The sequence below is a fragment of the Catellatospora aurea genome (assembly GCF_042663325.1).
GTDB lineage: Bacteria > Actinomycetota > Actinomycetes > Mycobacteriales > Micromonosporaceae > Catellatospora > Catellatospora aurea.
The window spans coordinates 1-18063 of sequence record NZ_JBHTAC010000004.1 but is presented as its reverse complement, the minus strand read 5'-3'; the positions used below and the strand labels follow the sequence as shown (position 1 = coordinate 18063).

The following is an 18063-nucleotide window of genomic DNA, read 5'->3' as shown; positions in this document are numbered from 1 at the left end:
GGTGTCTTCGTCAGCGTGGGTCCAGGTCGTCCACCCAGACCGGGACCAGGCCGACGAGCACGTCGACCAGGTCGTCACGTGGGCACGGGTCCGGGCCGGTGAGCCAGTGCACGATCGCGGCGGCCAGGCCGTGGCCGAGGAACACGGCGGTCGTCGCCAGTTCACCCGGCGGCCGCGCCGGGGCGATCCGCAACCGCTGGAAGTAGTACCCGATGTTGTCGGCGAGCTGCTGCCCGAACCGGGCCGTCGCGGCCCCGCCCTCGGCCGAGCCGAACACGGCCAGCAGCTCGGCGCGCTGGCCCTCGACCTGGTCGAGGATGTGCCCGAGCACGATCCGGGAGGCGTGCCGCCCGGTGGCCTCGCCGATCAGCCGCACCTGCACGTCCTGCTCGGAGATCGCCCGCAGGGCCTGCTCCAGGACGTACACCGCCAGGCTGCCCGTGGTGTCGAAGTGCGCGTAGAAGGAGGACCGGTTCAGGCCCGCCTCCGCCACGATCTCGCTCACCGACACCGGGGCACCGGGGTGCCGTCCCGCCACGGCGGTGAACGCCTCGGCGAGCCTGGCCCGGGTGCGTACGGCCCGGGGGTCGCGACTGTGCATCCCCCTGACCTCGGCTCCTGTTCCCACCACGCCACACTAGCCAGCTCAGCGGCACTTCGCCAACATTTGTCGGAGAAATGTTCGGCCACCCGCCCATGCACCCCACGTTTGGCCTGACTTGCCGGCACCTGTGCTCATGCGAAACGCATTTGCTCTGCACCCAAAGCCTTGCTCTGCACCCGTCGATGCAACAGGCCCACACCCCTGTTGCGCGGGTGGGTGCAGAGCAAGCGAATGGGTGCAGAGCAAATGCGCTCGGCGAGCAGTCCTAAGCAGGTCACGCCAGCCGAGCAGGCAGAACCGCGCTCACCAGCGCAGGGTCAGCAGCTGCCCCGGCCATTCGCGGCCGGGCTGCTCGACGGAGAAGGTGTCTCCCCTGGTGAAACCCTGCTTCTCGTAGTAACGCACCAGTGCCCCTTCGCCCCCGGCGAAGCAGTCCAGTCTGATCAGCGTGACGCCCTGGGCGACCGCCAGTTCACGCGCACGCGCCAGCAGTGCGGCGCCCGCGCCCCGGCCCGACGCGGACCGACTCGAGATCAGCAGTTGGACGTAGAGCTCGGGCTCCTCGGCAGGCGGCACGTAAGGCAGGGCTTCGCCGACCGAGAGCGCGCCGACCACGGCCGCGCCGCGCTCGGCGATCCACAGTCCGCCGGCGCGGGCGAATCCCTCGATCTGCGCGATGCGCTTGGGGTTGGTGGAGTGGGGCTCCGTGCCCCACTGGTCATCACGCCCGATCGACACCAGCCACTCGGTCGCCTGGTCCATGAGGGCGAGCACGGCGGCGACATCGTCCAGGCCGCCGGAACGGATCGTCAACGGGATCGAGTCGGGCACCCGATGATCGTAATGTTCCTCGCCTCGGCCGGATACGGCTGTGGCCGGTCCGGACGTGCCCGGACCGGCCACAGCGTGCGGCACCCGACTTACGGGGCCGGGTAATCCACGACGTACACCGGCGAGCCGATGCGGGTGGTGTCAGCCGGGTCGCCGAGGCCGTTGACCACGTGGTCGATCGTGCCGGCGCTCAGGTTGACGGTCATGATGTGGTGCAGCTTGATCCCCGGCCGGTTCGGCACCTCGAAGCCGTTCTCGGTGTGGATCGACGGGTTGTTCTGGTTGAACACGTACACGCCACCGCCGTACAGGGTGTGCGTGCGCACGTGGTCGCCGACCTTGTAACCCGCGTAGCCTTCGACGTCGCCGTTCATCCAGTCAGCCTGCGTCGGCGGGTCGTAGGGCAGCTCGTTCTGGTACAGGATGGTGCGGCCGTTCTCGCCGTTCCACACGGTGTTGTACTTCTGGAAGTGCTCGACGAACAGGCCGTTGGCGTTGACCCGGTCACCGTTGATGATCGCGCCGTACCGGCCGGTGTTGGTGTTCCACCGCTGCGTGTCGGTGAAGCCCTCCACGCCGTGGTCGCCGCGCCACACCCAGGTGTGGTCGATGAGCACGTCGTTGCTGTTGACCTGCAGCGCGGTGTCGGTCTTGCCGACGTGCGGGCCGCCGACGCGGAAGTACACGTCCGACAGCGTGGTCGGGTTGCTCGGCGTCGACCAGCGCAGCAGGTTGTGCTTGCGGCCCACGCGCAGCAGCACGGGCGACTCCTTGAGACCCGCGTCGATGGTGACGCCGGCGATGATGACGCCGGGCACGTCGGCGACGTCGAGCGGCACGGAGCCGTTGACGGCCGTCAGCGTCGCCTGGCCGAGACCCAGCACCACGGTGTCGGGACGCCACACCTCGATGCTGCGCGCGATGTCGTAAACGCCCGGGGTGAGCAGCAGGTGCTTGCCGAGCGCGAGGGCCAGGTTGATCTTCGTGACGGAGTCGCCCGGCTTGGCGACGTAGAAGTCGCTCAGCGGCACGGTGCGGCCCGGGGTCAGGCCGTTCGCCCACGAGACGCCACTGGTGTCGAACTGCGCCGACGGCACCCGGACCTGGTACTTGCCCTGCGCGTCCACGAACAGGAACGGCTTCTCCCGGCTGACCGGGGTGGTGTCCAGCGTGGTGTAGGGCGGGTTCGGGAACGCCTCGTCGGTCGGCGCGCCGACGACGCCGGTGAACACCTGGTTCCACACGCCGTTGGACCAGCCGGCCACCTCGCTGTTGCGGGTGAGCCACTGCTGCTGCGATCCGCTGACCACGAACGGCAGCTTCGAGTCGGCGATGAAGCCGCCGCTGGCGTACTGCGGACCCGCGGTGCAGTAGTCCATCAGCGACAGGTTCGCGCCGGTGATGTTGAGCCGGCGCATGGAGACCGCCTGCGACACACCCCAGAAGTTCGCCGAGGCGCGGCAGCCGTCCTGCCCGGCGGCGTTGACGTTGATCGTCAGGTTGGACAGGGTGCGCCAGAAGTTGACCAGCGCGAGGCAGTTGCTGGTGCCACCGTCGGCCAGGCAGCGGTTGTAGACCTCGACCTTGCCGTTGATCACCACGTCGGTCGGCGACGCGCCCAGGCCGGCGATCTCGGTGTAGTAGCCCACCTTGACCTGGAGCGGCTGCTCGGCGGTGCCGTAGGTGCCCGGCTTGAACAGGAACGCGTACCGGTTGGGCGCCATCTCGGCGTCGACCTGGGCCGTGTGCACCGCGTCCAGGGTGGCCTGGATCTGGCTGACCGGCATGCTCGGGTCGAAGACGGTGACGTTCGCGCCGAAGTTCGGCGTGCCGGACGACGACGGGGTCGCGGCGGCGGCCGGACCGGTGCTGCCGGCGACCACGACGACGGCCGCGAGCGCCGTCGTCAGGCCGAGCGTCACCTTCCGGCGTCGGCGGCCCGCGGACGGTGCCGTGGCACTGCCGGGACTCGTGCTCATCATTGCGTGCAGGTCCTCTCTGCTGGGACTGGTCGGCACGGGTGACCGCGCTCTCGCCCGTGCGAGGTAGGCCCGGCAAGCGAAAACGGCTGCCGGAGAGAGCGCTCTCCCGTGCCTGTCCCCCGGAGCGTAGCCGAGCGGACTCATTCTGGAAATCTCCGTTGTGGACGATGCCGTATCGACCGGATCGGGGTCGACAACGCGGCTTCCCGCCGTCCGCCTGATGACCTGTCGCCCGACCGTCACGCCCTCAGCCGCGTCGACGACCCGCGAACCGACGGCCGAGCGGACCCGGCCGCGTTCACGGGCAGTACTGGACGTGCAGTTCGCTGTGGCCGTTGCGGCTGTGCGGGAATCGGTGCCAGGCCCCCATCGCGATCTCGGCGCAGTAGTGGAGGTCCGGCTCCTGCGCACGGTATGCCGGGGCGTCCTCGGCCAGTCGCCGTACCTGCTCGGCGCGCAGCTCGTAGGCTTCCCGGCTGCCCGTCAGCACCATCGTGTCCGCGGCGACGGACCACAGCAGGTGGTCGCGGTATTCCCGGTACCACGTGCGGCGGTGGTCGGCGGCGGGACGGCCGGGCCACGTCCCCGCCGGCAGGGTGACCGTGTGCGGCCTGCCCGCCCCGAGCCGCGCCCGCACGTCCTTCCACCGCGACGGCGGGAACGCCAGGCTGTGGTGCACCAGCACCAGGTCCAGCGGGCGGGCCCAGGCGCAGGGGTCCGCCGCTGCCGACGCGCGCAGCGGCAGGTACACGATGGTGTGCGGGGAGCGGGCGGCCAGCCCCCAGGCCATCGCGAACATCGCCGCCGAATGCTTGTCCACGCAGAGCTGCGCGCCCAGCGGGCCCTCGCGGAGCCCGGCGAACGCCGGCGGGCGGGCGGCGCGCACCACCCGGTATCGCCTGCCGCCGAGTCCGACCGTGCTGACCAGCACCCGCCACTCGCGCTCGGCCAGGCGGGTCACCACGTCGTCATCACCGGTCGCACTCCCGCAGGCTGTCTCGCATGCCTGGATCATCGCCACACCAGGCTGCTCACGGCAACCGACATTCAGCCCGCCACTTCCGAATGAAGTGTGTTTGCCCGATATCGACTTTATGCGCTGGCACCCCCTAGATTTCGGGTATGGCTACTGAGATGCAGCTCCGCAAGCTGGACAAGGCCTTCGGCCACCTCGACAACGACCGCAGCGGCTACGTCGAGCAGCAGGACTTGACCAACCTCGGCATACGCCTGCTGGCCGAGTTCGGCACCGCGCACGACGCGCCGAAGGCGCTGCGGATCGCCGAGGACTTCTCCACCTTCTGGCAGGAGCTGGCCAAGGCGCTGGACGTCGACCACGACCAGCGACTCAGCCCGCAGGAGTGGCGGCAGGGCTTCACCGAGGCGTTCGTGCACGGCGACGCCTTCGACCGCAGTTTCCGCCCCGGCGCGCTGGCCGTGCTGCACCTGGCCGACACCGACGACGACGGGCGGGTCAGCCGGGACGAGTTCGCCACCATGCAGCGTGCCTTCGGCACCCCGGTCGGCGAGATCAACCTGGCCTTCGACAAGCTCGACGCCGACGAGGACGGCTACCTCACCATCGATGAGCTGATGCTCGGCGTACGCCAGTTCTACATCGGAGCCGACGAGACCGCCCCCGGCAACTGGTTCTTCGGACGCGTCTGAACCCGAGCACGGTGACCAGGGGGCGTGCCGCGGCACGCCCCCTGCCGCGTTCGAGGTCAGACCTGGTCCAGCAGCAGCCCGCTCGGGCCGTAACCGATCTTCCAGTCGTCGTAGACGCCGATCTCCGCGCAGGACTGGCAGCGCAGCGCGACGTAGAGCCAGCGCACGTCGTCCGATCCGTCGTCGTACAGGGAGAAGCCGACCGCGGCGGTGAACTCCTCGTGCCCGCAGTTGCACGCGCAGACCTCGACGTCGTCCTCGTCGTCCCAGTACTCCGCGCTGTCGGCGATGAACCCGTGGACGCCGCAGGCCACGCAGGTTCGGCGCACCGCGCCCTCGTCGTCTGCCATGGCGGCGACCTCGAAGACCCGCCCGCCGCAGGACCGGCACACGCATTCGCGCACCTCGTGCACGGGGTAGGCGTCGTCCTCGGGGCGCAGCAGGAACTCCGCCAGTTCCTCGTACGCGTCCGCCTGCGCCGTTGCGGCCGATCCGCCCACGTCGCCTCCCTTGCCGCGAACGCGCCGTCCGCGTTCACCGCGGCATCATGCATGCCTGGTCCGACAGCGCGGGCAACCCCCTGGGGCACGGCCCGATCCCCGCCGGTGGTAACGGACGCCCGTCGGCGAAAACAGCCGCCAAGGCAAGATCTTTCGCTTGTATGGTGTCCCCCATGCCCGCGCACCCCGACATCACCGGTGACTTCGAGATCCACCTGACCGTGTCGGAGTACCAGATGCGCGCCCTGGCCGAGTTCGCCGCACGGCATCAGGTGAAGTTCGTGCATGTGGTCCTGGATCGCGGGGCGCGGCGCTCCCAGCCGATGCTGACCCTGACCGGCAGCGGAACGCTGGCCGACCAGCACGCCCTGGCCAAGCAGTGGAGGAAGCGGCTGCGTGACGCCATGCTGCACCCGAGACGCACGAAGATCGAGGCCGCGCCGTGGTGCACGGGCGTGCCCGCCACCGACGCCGACGCCGCGGCCGAGCCCGCCGGCCGCTACTTCGAGCATCACGTGAAGCTGCTGCTGCCCGCCGAGGACGTGGCGTCCCTGCTGGCCGTTGCCACGCTGGTCGAGCAGCACGGTGCCCGGCTGTCCCGCAACGCGCGCCGAGTCCGCGACGACGGGCGGCAGGAACGTTTCGTCACCCAGCGCTGCCACGGGGTCGGCCTCGATTCCGCCCGCGACCGGCTCGACCGGCTCATCGCCGCGCTGCGCGAGGCCTCCTGGGAGATCGCCTCCGTGGAGCAGGAGTACGTCGTGCACGATGACCGCCTCTCCCTGGACGCGGACTGGCTCGCGCCGGCTCCGGCCGCACATCCGCGAAACGACCAGCAACGCACGGCCCCACCCGGTGGGCCGAACTACCCGGCCACCTACCGGCCGCTGCCCGACACGCCCGGAGTCTCGCAGGGCGTGGCCTTCGACCCGGCGCTCAAGCAGCACCAGAGCGCCTACCGGCCGAGCGAGCCCGTGTTCGACGGCGCGGGCACGGCCCGGCAGTGGAAGCGAGCCCGCCGGCAGGCCATGACCGAGTTGCTGAACGCGGTGCAGCGCACGCCGTACGCCGGGCAGCTCGTGCTGCGGGGCAGCGCCGTCATGGCCGCATGGTTCGGCGGCGATGCCCGCGAACCCGGCGACGTCGACTTCGTCGTCGAACCGTTCTCGATGAGCCGCAGGAGCACAGAGGCCGCCGCGATGCTCGACGCGATCCTCGACGAGCTGCGCGCCCGGCCCGGCGTGAGCCTCGACCCGAGCCGGGCCGTCCACTCCGAGATCTGGACCTACGAGCGGGCCGACGGACGCCGCCTGGTCATTCCGTTCGACGCGCCGGGCGTGCCGGGCGGCTCGGTGCAGGTCGACTTCGTGTTCAACGAGCACCTGCCGATCGAGCCGGTCGCGGTGGCGCTCGACGGCGTCGACACAGTGATGCGGGCGGCCTCGCCCGCGCTGTCGCTGGCCTGGAAGCTGATGTGGCTGGCCACCGACCGGTATCCGCAGGGCAAGGACCTTTACGACGCGGTGCTGCTCGCCGAGCACACGGCGGTGGAGCTGCGGCTCGTCCGCGGCCTGATCCGGCCCGAACTGGCCGAGCAGGCCGACGCCTTCACCGCCGAGTCCGTGCTGGACTGGACCGTCGACTGGGAGAACTTCATCCGCGAGTACCCGTCCATCCCCGGTGACGGCGAGGCCTGGCAGCGGCGGCTCGCCCTGGCCCTGCACCGGAGCTGGTCGGCCGCATGACGTCTGGCAGGGTGGTGAGGTGCTGATCTACAAGATCCTGCTGCCATCGGAATGGGCGGCGTTCGAACGGGCCGGACGGTTCGACGGCTCGCCGTTCGACCACGAGTCCGGGTTCATCCACCTGTCCTCGCGCGAGCAGGTCGCGGCGACCGCGCTGCGGGTGTTCGGGAACGAGCCGGAGCTCGTCGTGGCCGCCGTGGACACGCAGGCGGTCGAGGAGTCGCTGCGCTGGGAGGAGTCCCGCGACCGAGGCGTGTTCCCGCACGTGTACGGTCCACTGCCGCGCAGCGCCGTGATTGCCGTGCACCACGTCGCAGGGGCGGCGGCGGTCGAGGAGACCCTGCCGCCGCTTTGACGCCCGGTCTGCTGTCCGTCAGTTGCCGCGAACCAGGAATCGGTCGAGGTCGCCGGCGGCCGGGAGGTTCGCCGCGGTCAGGTGGCGAACCTCGCCGCGGAAGTTGCGCAGTTCCAGCCAGCTCCCGGGCGCGCCGTCGGCCAGGTCGCGCAGGAAGCCGTCCAGCCGGTAGCCCGGATACACCTTGAAGGTCTGGTCCCGCAGGGGCCGCGGGCCCTGGATGTCGCAGCGCAGGTCCAGGACGGGACGGGGTTCGCGATCCCAGTCGGCGTACGGCAACGACGCGTGCCCGTGGATCCGCGCGTCGACGAATCCCTCCGAATCGGCGTCGCCGATCTCGCAGTCGTGGATCGGGAACGCTGTGGCGACCCTGGCCCTGATAGCCGGGTACACGGAAGCCGCTCCTCCGAGCGCCGGAGAGCACACCAGCGCGTGGCTGAACGGCCCGGCCGGACGGTCCAGCACGATCTTGTGGTGGGACCGCCCGTCGAACGCGAGATCCCGCCGGGCCACGATGGTCTCCAGGAATGCCGCGATCAGGTCCGCGCAATGTGCTGACTCACGGACGTTGAAGCCGACGGCTCGACGGCCCTCGTCACCGAGGACCAGATAGTGGTAGAAGCCCCTGCCTGGTGAGGCGGGCCAGACCGACGCGTGGCAGACGACGTCGGTGAAGCCCGCCACCGGCAGATACTGCGGCCGGGCGATGCCGAAGGCGGGCTTGGTCTGCGCGTCGGCGATGGTGTCGACCACGAGCGCGGCCGGATCACCGACGGGCGCCGGTGGGCCGGGCACCTCGACGAATCCCTTGCGCAGCCGCTCCCTGATCTTCTTCGCCGTGTGTGCCTGGGCGTGCTGTTCGTCCCGGGCAACGATGGTCGACCCCGTGTTCCGGCCGCCCACCCGGCCCCAGCCGATGAAGCAGCGGATGCCCTCCTGGCGGATCTGCCAGTACTCCCGCTCGTCGCCTTCGCCGCGTTCGAAGCGCCGCCAATCCGTCATCGGTGTCAGGCCTGACCCGGAGGGGCGGGGTCAGGTCCGTCGAGCAGCGCGGCGAGTTCGTCGGGGGCTCGCATGCGCCACGCGTCGGTGACCAGTTCGGTGAGCCGGGCGGCGTCCACCCGGGGCAGCCGCAGCATGACCAGCGGGAAGCCGTCGTAGCCCGGCGTGGTGAAGAACAGGTCGGGCTCGCCGAGCAGCAGCGCCTGCTTCTCGGCCTCGTCGCCGACGTACAGCACCGCGACGTCGGTGCGGATGACGCGCGGCTTGCCGGGCAGGCGCTCCGGGTAGGACCAGACGAAGCCCTTGTTCGCGACCCGGAAGTCGAAGCCCTCGCTGTCGATCTCGACCACCTCGGGCAGCGCGAGCGCCAGCCGGCGCACGTCGTCCGCGTCAGCCACCGCTCCGCCTTCCCGCCGACTGGTCCACGGCCACAGGCTAACCCGTGGGGCGTACAGGACCACCCGTCAGGGCTTCCACGAGATGAGCGGCCCACATCCGGTAACCGGCGGCGCTGGGGTGGAAGCCGTCCTCGGCGTACAGGCCGGTTTCGTCGATGCGCGGGCTGGGCACGTGCAGGGCCGACGGCGTGCTCGCGGCGGCGCGGGCCAGGCGGCGGTCCAGATGCCGGGCGTGCAGTGCCAGCAGGGCGCGGGTCGGCTGGGGCAGGGTCGGGAAGCCCGCGACGTCCGGCACTCCCGCGAGCACGATGCGGCCGCCGGCGCGCAGGCGCGGCCGCAGCGCCGTGATCAGCGCTCCGATGTCGGCCTGCCAGGCGCGACCGGACCGCATCTCCAGCACGTCGTTGACGCCGAGTACGACGACCATGGCGTCATAGGTCTCGTCGGGCAGCTGGGGGACGAGCCGGGCCAGGGTCTTGCGCGCGCTGAACCCGGTGTTGGCGGTGACCCGCCAGGTCACGGGACGGCCGCTGTGCCGGGCGAGGCCGGCCGCGAGCGCGGGCGCGAGCCCGTCGGCCTGGTTGGGCACGCCGACTCCGGCGGCGGTCGACTCGCCGAGCACGAGCACCGCCAGCGGGTCCGGGCCCGGCCCGCCCTCGACGCCGTGGCGCTCCCCTGCGGCCTCGGGCAGCACCGGCGTCCGGCGGCGCACCCGGACCCCCTGCGCGAGCAGGATCGGCGCGACCGCGAAGGCGAGCGGACGGCTGGCTCGTACGGCGATCTGACCCATGATCCGGATGCTAACCGCCGGGCCCGGTCACCGCAGCGTGCGATCCAGGGTGTAGCGGCGCTGCAGCAGCATCGCGACGACCATCAGCACGGCTGGGACGACGCCGAAGCCGAGACGGATCATGGTGTGGGCGGACTCCGACTGCACGACCTCGGTGCCCGCGCTGCTGGCGACGAAACCGCCGATGGCCAGGCAGGCCGCGTACACGTAGGGCCCGAGCGCGCCGCCGGTGGCCTCGGCCGCGGTCCACACACCCGTGTAGGTGCCGGCGCGGGTGGTGCCGTCCGCGCCGCTCGCGCGGATCACGTCGGGCATCATCGAGAACGGCAGCAGCTGCATCGCGGCGAACGCGATGCCGAGCACCGCGACCGCGGCGATCAGCACGGGCAGGCCCGCGGCGCTGCCGAGGGCGAGCACGATCGAACCGGCCACGAACGCGCCCTGTGCGATGAGCAGGCCGGGCTGCTTGCCGATACGGCGGGCCACCACGACCCAGACCGGCGTGGCGATCAGCGCCGGGGCCACGAACGCGGCCACGAGCACCGTCGTCAGGCCGGGGCGGCCGAGCTCGTACTCGGCGAAGTAGGGCACGGCGGCCAGCACCAGGTGGCTGGTGGTGGACATGGCCAGGTAGGAGCCGACGAGCCAGCGGAACTGCGGGTCGCGCAGGGCGACCAGGAGGGTGCGCAGGCCTGCCTTGCCGTGCCCGGTGCTCACCGGGCTCGGGGCGGCCGCGGTCAGCCGCCGCACGCCGCCGATGCCGATCAGCATGGTGACCAGCATCGACGCGCCTAGCACCAGGCCCATGAGCGCGTACCCGGACCGGGTCGGGTCCTCCTTGCCCGCCAGCATCGGCGCGAGCACGCCGCTGAGCAGGATGCCGACGGTGAGCACCACCATCCGGAAGCCCATCAGGCGGGTGCGCTCGTGGTAGCCGATGGCCAGGTCGGCGGGCGTGGACAGGTAGGGCACCTGGTACGCGGCGAACAGCAGGTTGCCCGCGATGAAGGCGACGGCTACCCAGGCGGCGGCGGAGTTGCCGATCAGGCCGCCGGGCACCAGGAACAGGGCGGCGAAGGCGAGCGGCAGGCCGCAGCCGATCATCATCAGGATGCGGCGGTGGCCGCGGCGGGCCAGGTCGGCGTCGGAGAGGTGGCCGACCCACGGGTGCAGCAGCACGTCGGCGATCTTCGGCAGCAGCAGCACGAACCCGGCGACCAGCGGCGCGACGGCGAGCACGTCGGTGAGGAAGTAGAGCAGCAGCAGGCCGGGTACGGTGACCCAGGTGCCCATGCCCAGTGACCCGCTCGCGAAGGCCAGCATGCCGCCGCGGGGAAGCCGCGCCGCCTCGTCCATACCCTCTCCTCGCTCTTTCGCGGGTGTAATCCAACGTTTGCTGGATAGTAGGGCACGATGGAGCGCATGACTACACCCCGACGGGGACCGGGCCGCCCCCGGCGCGCGGACCAGCGCGCCACCCCCGACGTGATCATCGAGGCGGCGGCGGGCCTGTTCGCGCGGCGCGGCTTCGACGCCGTCGGCATGCGCGAGGTCGCGGCGGCCTGCGGCGTGGACGTCGCCACCGTGCACCACCACGTCGGCACCAAGGCCGCCCTGTACGAGTGCTGCTTCGCCCGCGTCTTCGCGGCCGAGAGCGAGGCGCTGACCAGGGCCGTCGCCACCGCTCGGGAGGGGCTCGCCGCCGGGCCCGCCCCGGCCATGGCCGCGCTGCACGAACTCGTCGACGTGTTCATCGACTTCCTGGAGGACCGCCCCGAGGTGACCGGCCTGTGGCTGCGCCGCTGGCTGGAGCCGGACCGGCACGCCGAACTCGACCAGCGCTACAGCGAGCCGCTGTACCGGGCCGTCGAGCAGGTGCTGGCCGAGGCCGACGCGGCCGGCGTGCTCAGCGAACCGCAGCCGCACCTGGCCGTGCGCAGCCTGGTCTGGTCCGTGCACGCGCACGTCGTCGGCCTGCTGTCCGGCGCGAACGGGGCCCGCCAGCGCCGCGAGTTCCGCGCCTTCGCCCACCGCTGGCTCGACCGCATGTACCCGCCGCCCGCTTGACGCGGGGGCCTGTCCCGACGCAATATCCAACGGACGTTGGATTTCGGGAGGGTACGCATGACGCCACGGGTCGCCGTGATCGGAGCCGGGCCGGCCGGGCTGGCCACGCTCAAGGCACTGGCCGACCGGGGCGTGCCCGCCGTCGCCTTCGACGCCGCGGCCCAGGTCGGCGGCCTGTGGGTGTACGGCGCGCCGCACTCCTCCGCGTACCGCACGCTGCACCTGAACACCTCGCGGACCCGCACCGAGTTCGCCGACCTGCCCATGCCCGCGGACTGGCCCGACTACCCCGACCACGGCCGCATCGCCGGCTACCTGCACGACTACGCCCAGCGCTTCGGCCTGCAGGAGTCCGTGCAACTGCGGCACACCGTCACCGAGGTCGTCCGCGACGGCGCAGGCTGGCGGGTCACCGCACTCGGCCCCGACGGCACCACCACCGTGCACGTCGAAGCCGTCGTGGTCGCCAACGGGCACAACAGCCGCCCCAAGCTGCCGTCGCCCGCCTACCCGGGCGAGCTGGGCGTCGAACAGCTGCACAGCCACGACTACCGCGGCCCCGAGCAGCTCGCCGGGCGGCGGGTGCTGGTCGTCGGCGGCGGCAACTCGGCCATGGACATCGCCGTCGACGCCTCGTACGTCGCCCCGCGCACCCTGCTGTCGCTGCGCCGCGGCGTCTGGATCGTGCCCAAGCACCTGCTCGGCAAGCCGTCCGACACCCTCAACGGGGCGCTGGCCAAGCGCCTGCCGTGGCGGCTGCGCCAGCGCATCAGCCAGACCATGCTGCGCTTCGCCGTCGGCCGCCCCGCCGCGTACGGCCTGCCCGCCCCGGAGCACGGCTTCCTGCAGGACCACCCGACCCTGTCGGACTCGCTGCTGTCGCGCATCACCCACGGCGAGATCGGCGTACGGCCCGCGATCGCCCGCTTCGACGGCGACCGCGTGCACTTCACCGACGGCACGACCGACGAGATCGACCTGGTCGTCTGGTGCACCGGCTACGACATCGACCTGCCGTTCCTCGACCCGGCGCTGCTCGGCGACGGCGCGGACCGGCTGCCGCTGTTCCGGCACGTGTTCCACCAGCAGGCCCCCGGGCTGATGTTCGTCGGCCTGATGCAGTCCACCGGCTCGGCGCTGCCCGTCGTCGAGGCCCAGGCCCGGCTCGCCGCCGCCCACCTGGCCGGGCAGTACGCGCTGCCCGACGCCGCCGGGCAGGCCGCCGACATCGCCGCCGAGCACCGCGCCGCCCGCGACCGCTGGGGCGAGCGCCGTCCCGCGATGCGCATCGACTTCGACGCCTACCTCACGCTCGCCGCGAAGGAGCTGGTTGACGGCGCGGCCCGCGCCCGCCGCGGCCAGGGCGTCACCTGGACCAGCTCGGCGACCGTCCGTTGAGCACGCCCACCGGCCGCCCGGCCCGCACACCGCAGGAGACCGCTCGATGACCACCCTCAACGGCCGGCGCGTCATCGTCACCGGCGCGAACGGCACCTTCGGCCGCCTGCTGTGCGCGCGGCTGGAGCTGGCCGGAGCCCGCGTCGTCGGCCTCGACCTGCGCGCGGACACGGTCGGCACCTCGCCGGTCATCGCCTGCGACCTGACCGACGGCGCCGCCGTGCCCGGCGCGGTCGCCCAGGCGATCGAGACGCTCGGCGGCCTCGACCTGCTCATCAACAACGCCGGCGTCGGCGGGCCCGCCCCGGCCGAACTGGCACCGGGTGACGCCGCCCGCAGGCAGCTCGACGTGAACCTGATGGCCGCCTGGCACACCACCGCCGCGGCCGTGCCCGCCCTGGAGCGCAGCCGGGGCCGGGTGGTGTTCGTGTCCAGCCGCATGGCGCTGCTGCCGCTGCCGCTGGCCGCCGCGTACGGCGTCAGCAAGCGCGCCCTGGTCGCGTACGCCGACGCGTTGCGGCTGGAGGTCGGCACCCACATCGGCGTCAGCGTCGTCTACCCGAGCATGGTCGCGTCCCCGATCCACGACGCGTCCGCCCAGGCCGGCCTGTCCCTGCAGGGCGTGTCCCGGTACGAGCCGGTGGAGGGCGTGGTGGCCGCGATCCTGCGCGCCGCGACCGCCCGCAAGGCCCCGCGCGACGTGGCCACCACCGGGCGCGGCCGGCTCGAGCTGTTCCTGGCCCGGCACCTGCCCTCGGTGACCGGCGCGATCGTGCGCCGGACCATCGCCAAGCGCGTCGCCGCCGGTGACCTGGACCAGGCCCCGCTGGCCGCGGGCATGCGCCGCCGCGCCGGCCGCGAACCCCGGCGGCGGCCGCGGTGGTGATCGCCGTTTGAGGTCGGAACGTGCGGTCGGACCGCAGCTCCTGTCCTGAAACGACGATCACCGTCGAGGCCGCGCGGCGCGCGTCCGGGCGGGGGCGCGCCGCGCGGCGGTCCGTCACAGGCCCGAGTGCACCGCCGACATCAGCGTGCCCGACGCGGTGTCCCCGGACATCTCCCAGATCATGCCGCCGAGCAGGCCCTTCTGCTTGATCCAGGCGGTCTTCTGGCCGATCGACCAGGGATCGTCGAAGCTCCACCACTGCCCGCCCGCGCCGGTGTAGCAATAGCTGGAGACCGACTGCACGTCGTGGTACACCGTGCACCCGGGCACGCCCGCCAGCAGGTTGGCGTATCCCCTGGTCCCGGCCTCCTCGGCGAACTGCCCCGGGGCCGCGCCGGTCGCGGTCTGCCACTCGCCGTTGACCCCGCCGGCTGCGACGCCCTGCCAGCCGCGCCCGTAGAAGGCCACGCCGACGGTGAGCCGCCGCGGGCTGACCCCGGCGTCGAGGTACGTCTGGATCGCCTTGTCCACGCTGAACTCGAACGCGTACGGGTCCTGCGCGTCGCGGTACAGGTTGGCCTGGTGGCCGGTGCGGTTCGGCTCCCACGAGTTGTCCGAGCCGGAACCGCGGAAGTCGTAGCCCTGCACGTTGGCGAAGTCCATGTAGTTGAAAACGCCGTTCGGCCCGATGTCCCAGCCCGCCGCGATCTTCGCCGGGTCGGCCGGGGTGAACGCGGTGATCAGGTACCGCTTGCCGGTGGTCGCGGTCAGCGCGTCGAGCTGGCGGCGGAACTCGGCGGTCAGCGCCGTGTTGTTGGCCTTGTCCGCCGGACTGACGTGGTTGCCCGGGTGGCCCTCCGCGCCCGGCCACTCCCAGTCGAGGTCGATGCCGTCGAAGATGTTCGCGGCGCTGCCCGGCCCGCCCGCTCCGTTGTACGCCGGCAGGTTGCCCTTGAGGTAGATGTCGATGCAGGACCGCACGAACTTCTCCCGCGCCGCGGGGGTGGCCGCGACGTCGGAGAAGTACTTCGAGTAGGTCCAGCCGCCGATCGAGATGAGCACCTTGAGGTGCGGGTGCTTGGCCTTGAGCTTGCGCAGCTGGTTGAAGTTGCCGCGCAGCGGCTCCCAGCCGGTGTCGGCGACCCCGTCGACGGACTGCGCGGCGGCCATCGGGCGGCCGTAGTCGGCGTCGGCGTCACCGGCGCCCGTACCCTGGTCGGGGTCCTGCGGGTTGGTGGTGGTGCCCCGGGTGACACCCTGCAGGCAGGTCAGGTTGACCGGGTCGATGTTGGCGAAGGCGTAGTTGAGGTGGGTCAGTTTGGCCGCCGCGCCGCTGGTGTCCAGGTTGCGCACGAAGTACTGCCGGCCGTAGATGCCCCACTGCACGAAGTAGCCGACCTTCGCGTAGCTGCCCGCGCCGACGACGTCGTCGGTGGTGACGGTGACGGCGTTCGAGGCGGCGGAGGCGTTGTCATAGGTGTCGCGGGCCTTGACCGTGAAGGTGTACGCGGTCAGCGGCGACAGCCCGCCGACCACCGCGGTCAGGCCGGTGACGCTGGCCCGCAGGGTCGTGCCGGTGTACACGTCATAGCCGGCGATGCCGTTGGCGTCGGTCGCCGCGTTCCAGGCGAGGGTGACCGAGGTGGCGGCCTTCGCGGTCGAGCGCAGGTTGCCGGGCACGGTCGGCGGCGTGGTGTCGTTGGCCGGGTTCAGCGTCGTCGCGCTGACCGGCGCGCTGACGGCGGACAGGTTCCCGCGGGTGTCGCGGGCCCGCACGGTGAAGGTGTACCCGGTGTTCGGGGTCAGGCCCGTGACGGTCGCGGCGGTGGTCGTGCTCGTGGCCACGACCGTGCTGCCGGACAGCACGTCGTAGCCCGCGATCGGGAAGTCCGTCACCGCGCCGGCGGTCCAGGCCAGCGAGACGGTACGCGTCGTGCGGCCGGTGACCGTCACGCCCGTCGGCGTGCCCGGGGCCCGGTCGGGGCTGCCGTCGCACTTGTTGCCGTTGATTCGGCAGTTCAGCGGGGCCGCGCCGGAGCCGTAGGCGATGAACCAGGGGCTGTAGGGCTCGGTGCTCGCCCCGGCGGCGACCGTGCCGTTGTAGTGCGCGTTGACGACGGTGACGTGGCTGCCGGACTGGGTGGCCGTGCCGTTGTAGAAGTTGCTCATGGTCACGCCGGCCGGTAGGTCGAACTCCAGGGTCCAGCCGGTGATCGCGGCGCGGTCAATGCCATACTTGCATCTGTCTATGTGCCTGCCTGTCTGAGCTTGCCGTCCAGCCGCGGCCGCGCCGTTCCCTCGACCTCGGTGCAGATGCCGAAGACGCGAGCCTGACCGGTCCAGCCGTTGACCCGCCCCCGGTTGTTGCTGATCTGCACCCGCCCGGCTGCCGCGTCCACGGCCGACACCAGGTGCAGGTAGACCGTGCCCGCGACACGGGCCAGCACGATGTCGCCGACCTGGACCGCGCCCGGGTCCACGGGCGCGACGGTCACCAGGTCGCGGCTGCGGATCAGCGGAACCATCGAGTTGCCGGTGGGCCGGAACCGCACGGTCGCCCCGGCGGCAACCCGCGTGGCGACGCTGTCGAGCATTCCCATGGGACACAGGATGCCCGGACGCGCCCAGGCCGGGCCAACGATATAGCGCATGGCGGCGGCAGCCATCCCAGGACATCGAAACATGTGGACGGCGCGGCTGGAGGCCGGCGCGGCCCGCGCCTACGGTGACGCCACCCCTGTCCCCGGAAGGAGTCGGCATGTCACCACGTGTCCGCGCCGGCGTCGCGGTCGTCGCCGCGCTGCTGGTCGTTTTCGGATCCGCCGCGCCCGCCGCCGCCGCGACGCCCTACACCCTGCCGCCCGTCGCCGGCACTTTGAAGACCTACAACATCTCCAGCGTGTACGTCGCCGGCGTCTCCTCCGGCGGCTACATGGCGACCCAGCTGCACGTGGCCTACTCGGGCCGGATCAAGGGCGCGGCCGTGTTCGCCGCCGGGCCCTACTACTGCGCGCAGTACAACGCGAGCCGGGCGCTCTACGCGTGCGGCGACAATCTGTGGTCGACGCAGCTGAGCAGCCTGCAGTCGTACACCTCGCTGTGGTCGGGCTACGGCTGGATCGACCCGCCGTCACAGCTGTCCGGCGACCCGGTGTACGTCTACCACGGCAGCAACGACACCACCGTGAAGAAGTCGGTCACCGACGACCTCGTGCGGTACTACCAGCACTTCGGCTCAAGCGTGTCCTACAACTCGGCCAGCTCGGCCGGGCACGCCTGGGTCACGCCGTACGGCACGGGAGGCTGCACGACCACCGCGTCGCCGTACCTCAACGACTGCGGCACCGACCCGCAGAACGCCATGTTCGCCAAGCTGTACGGCGCGGTGAACGCCCGCAACACCGGCCCGCTCACCGGCTCGCTGATCCGCTTCGACCAGAACACGTTCGCGGTCAACGGGTTCGCGGCCGGGCTGAGCATGGGCGGCAGCGGCTTCGCGTACGTGCCGAGCAGCTGCGCGGCCGGTCAGAGCTGCCGCCTGCTGGTCGCGCTGCACGGCTGCGCCCAGGGCTACGACGCGGTCGGCACCGCCTTCGTCGACCGCGCCAACCTGAACCAGTACGCCGACACCAACAACACCGTCGTCCTCTACCCCCAGGCCACCGCCTCCGCCGTCAACCCGTACGGCTGCTGGGACTGGTGGGGCTACCTCGGCTACACCAACTACCCCATCAAAGGCGGCCTCCAACTCGAAACCCTCATGAACATGATCCGCCGCCTCGACGGCTGACCCGCTCCTCCCCCCGTTCCGCAACTCTTAAAAAGTCGCGGCCTCGA

18 protein-coding genes are annotated in these 18063 nt (G+C 71.7%); 7 read left to right on the top strand and 11 right to left on the bottom strand.

Annotated features, from left to right (window positions below):
- Positions 1-10: 10 nt before the first annotated feature.
- From ACFQO7_RS05355 to ACFQO7_RS05340, 4 genes are all read right to left on the bottom strand, one after another.
- Entirely contained in the window at positions 11-601 is a 591-nt protein-coding gene (locus tag ACFQO7_RS05355; RefSeq protein WP_376805343.1) for a TetR/AcrR family transcriptional regulator, read from the bottom strand.
- 306 nt (positions 602-907) lie between these two features.
- On the bottom strand, positions 908-1435 hold the full coding sequence (locus tag ACFQO7_RS05350) for a GNAT family N-acetyltransferase (protein ID WP_376805342.1): 528 nt from the start codon (positions 1433-1435) through the stop codon (positions 908-910).
- An 89-nt stretch (positions 1436-1524) separates the two neighbouring features.
- A complete protein-coding gene (locus ACFQO7_RS05345; protein ID WP_376805341.1) occupies positions 1525-3414 on the bottom strand; it encodes an adenylyl cyclase in 1890 nt (629 codons plus the stop codon).
- Positions 3415-3715: 301 nt separating this feature from the next.
- Positions 3716-4381 carry a hypothetical protein gene (locus tag ACFQO7_RS05340; protein WP_376805340.1) on the bottom strand — a complete coding sequence of 222 codons (666 nt, stop codon included), beginning with the start codon at positions 4379-4381 and terminating at the stop codon, positions 3716-3718.
- 158 nt (positions 4382-4539) lie between these two features.
- Between ACFQO7_RS05340 and ACFQO7_RS05335 the strand changes: the two genes are divergently transcribed.
- Positions 4540-5085, top strand: coding sequence for an EF-hand domain-containing protein (locus ACFQO7_RS05335; protein WP_376805339.1), 546 nt, complete (start codon positions 4540-4542; stop codon positions 5083-5085).
- 56 nt (positions 5086-5141) lie between these two features.
- Here ACFQO7_RS05335 and ACFQO7_RS05330 read toward each other — a convergent pair whose 3' ends face one another.
- Positions 5142-5585, bottom strand: coding sequence for a hypothetical protein (locus tag ACFQO7_RS05330; RefSeq protein WP_376805338.1), 444 nt, complete (start codon positions 5583-5585; stop codon positions 5142-5144).
- A gap of 173 nt (positions 5586-5758) precedes the next feature.
- On the opposite strand from ACFQO7_RS05330, the gene ACFQO7_RS05325 reads away from it, so the two are divergent.
- Positions 5759-7330: a nucleotidyl transferase AbiEii/AbiGii toxin family protein gene (locus ACFQO7_RS05325; protein WP_376805337.1), complete on the top strand. Its 1572-nt coding sequence runs from the start codon at positions 5759-5761 to the stop codon at positions 7328-7330.
- Positions 7331-7349: 19 nt separating this feature from the next.
- Complete coding sequence (locus ACFQO7_RS05320; RefSeq protein ID WP_376805336.1) at positions 7350-7685, top strand: DUF952 domain-containing protein; 336 nt, start codon at positions 7350-7352, stop codon at positions 7683-7685.
- Positions 7686-7703: 18 nt separating this feature from the next.
- On the opposite strand, the gene ACFQO7_RS05315 is transcribed toward ACFQO7_RS05320, so the two are convergent.
- The 4 genes from ACFQO7_RS05315 to ACFQO7_RS05300 are packed head-to-tail and all read right to left on the bottom strand — an operon-like array spanning position 7704 to position 11231.
- Positions 7704-8687 carry a WGR domain-containing protein gene (locus tag ACFQO7_RS05315; RefSeq protein ID WP_376805335.1) on the bottom strand — a complete coding sequence of 328 codons (984 nt, stop codon included), beginning with the start codon at positions 8685-8687 and terminating at the stop codon, positions 7704-7706.
- 5 nt (positions 8688-8692) lie between these two features.
- Positions 8693-9085, bottom strand: a complete 393-nt coding sequence (locus ACFQO7_RS05310; RefSeq protein WP_376805334.1) for an MmcQ/YjbR family DNA-binding protein — start codon at positions 9083-9085, stop codon at positions 8693-8695.
- 37 nt (positions 9086-9122) lie between these two features.
- Positions 9123-9875 (bottom strand): SGNH/GDSL hydrolase family protein, encoded by a 753-nt coding sequence (locus tag ACFQO7_RS05305; RefSeq protein WP_376805333.1) that lies wholly within the window; start codon positions 9873-9875, stop codon positions 9123-9125.
- Between the two features lie 27 nt (positions 9876-9902).
- A complete protein-coding gene (locus ACFQO7_RS05300) occupies positions 9903-11231 on the bottom strand; it encodes an MFS transporter (RefSeq protein WP_376805332.1) in 1329 nt (442 codons plus the stop codon).
- A gap of 66 nt (positions 11232-11297) precedes the next feature.
- On the opposite strand from ACFQO7_RS05300, the gene ACFQO7_RS05295 reads away from it, so the two are divergent.
- Genes ACFQO7_RS05295 through ACFQO7_RS05285 form a run of 3 tightly spaced genes read left to right on the top strand, consistent with a single transcriptional unit; the run spans position 11298 to position 14226 of the window.
- Positions 11298-11942, top strand: a complete 645-nt coding sequence (locus ACFQO7_RS05295; RefSeq protein WP_376805331.1) for a TetR/AcrR family transcriptional regulator — start codon at positions 11298-11300, stop codon at positions 11940-11942.
- A 57-nt stretch (positions 11943-11999) separates the two neighbouring features.
- Positions 12000-13340, top strand: coding sequence for a flavin-containing monooxygenase (locus ACFQO7_RS05290; RefSeq protein ID WP_376805330.1), 1341 nt, complete (start codon positions 12000-12002; stop codon positions 13338-13340).
- Positions 13341-13386: 46 nt separating this feature from the next.
- Positions 13387-14226 carry an SDR family NAD(P)-dependent oxidoreductase gene (locus ACFQO7_RS05285; RefSeq protein ID WP_376805329.1) on the top strand — a complete coding sequence of 280 codons (840 nt, stop codon included), beginning with the start codon at positions 13387-13389 and terminating at the stop codon, positions 14224-14226.
- Positions 14227-14340: 114 nt separating this feature from the next.
- Here the strand turns inward: ACFQO7_RS05285 and ACFQO7_RS05280 are convergent, their stop codons facing one another.
- On the bottom strand, positions 14341-16440 hold the full coding sequence (locus ACFQO7_RS05280) for a glycosyl hydrolase family 18 protein (protein WP_376805556.1): 2100 nt from the start codon (positions 16438-16440) through the stop codon (positions 14341-14343).
- Between the two features lie 32 nt (positions 16441-16472).
- Entirely contained in the window at positions 16473-16826 is a 354-nt protein-coding gene (locus tag ACFQO7_RS05275) for a S24 family peptidase (protein ID WP_376805555.1), read from the bottom strand.
- A 158-nt stretch (positions 16827-16984) separates the two neighbouring features.
- Here ACFQO7_RS05275 and ACFQO7_RS05270 point away from each other — a divergent pair, with 158 nt between their 5' ends.
- Entirely contained in the window at positions 16985-18016 is a 1032-nt protein-coding gene (locus ACFQO7_RS05270) for an extracellular catalytic domain type 2 short-chain-length polyhydroxyalkanoate depolymerase (protein ID WP_376805328.1), read from the top strand.
- The last annotated feature ends 47 nt before the right edge of the window (positions 18017-18063 follow it).

Coding starts and splice junctions, on each gene's coding strand:
- ACFQO7_RS05355 (WP_376805343.1), bottom strand. CDS start 601: ATGCACAGTCGCGACCCCCGGGCCGTACGCACCCGGGCCAGGCTCGCC.
- ACFQO7_RS05345 (WP_376805341.1), bottom strand. CDS start 3,414: ATGAGCACGAGTCCCGGCAGTGCCACGGCACCGTCCGCGGGCCGCCGA.
- ACFQO7_RS05335 (WP_376805339.1), top strand. CDS start 4,540: ATGGCTACTGAGATGCAGCTCCGCAAGCTGGACAAGGCCTTCGGCCAC.
- ACFQO7_RS05325 (WP_376805337.1), top strand. CDS start 5,759: ATGCCCGCGCACCCCGACATCACCGGTGACTTCGAGATCCACCTGACC.
- ACFQO7_RS05315 (WP_376805335.1), bottom strand. CDS start 8,687: ATGACGGATTGGCGGCGCTTCGAACGCGGCGAAGGCGACGAGCGGGAG.
- ACFQO7_RS05305 (WP_376805333.1), bottom strand. CDS start 9,875: ATGGGTCAGATCGCCGTACGAGCCAGCCGTCCGCTCGCCTTCGCGGTC.
- ACFQO7_RS05300 (WP_376805332.1), bottom strand. CDS start 11,231: ATGGACGAGGCGGCGCGGCTTCCCCGCGGCGGCATGCTGGCCTTCGCG.
- ACFQO7_RS05295 (WP_376805331.1), top strand. CDS start 11,298: ATGACTACACCCCGACGGGGACCGGGCCGCCCCCGGCGCGCGGACCAG.
- ACFQO7_RS05290 (WP_376805330.1), top strand. CDS start 12,000: ATGACGCCACGGGTCGCCGTGATCGGAGCCGGGCCGGCCGGGCTGGCC.
- ACFQO7_RS05285 (WP_376805329.1), top strand. CDS start 13,387: ATGACCACCCTCAACGGCCGGCGCGTCATCGTCACCGGCGCGAACGGC.
- ACFQO7_RS05275 (WP_376805555.1), bottom strand. CDS start 16,826: ATGGGAATGCTCGACAGCGTCGCCACGCGGGTTGCCGCCGGGGCGACC.
- ACFQO7_RS05270 (WP_376805328.1), top strand. CDS start 16,985: ATGTCACCACGTGTCCGCGCCGGCGTCGCGGTCGTCGCCGCGCTGCTG.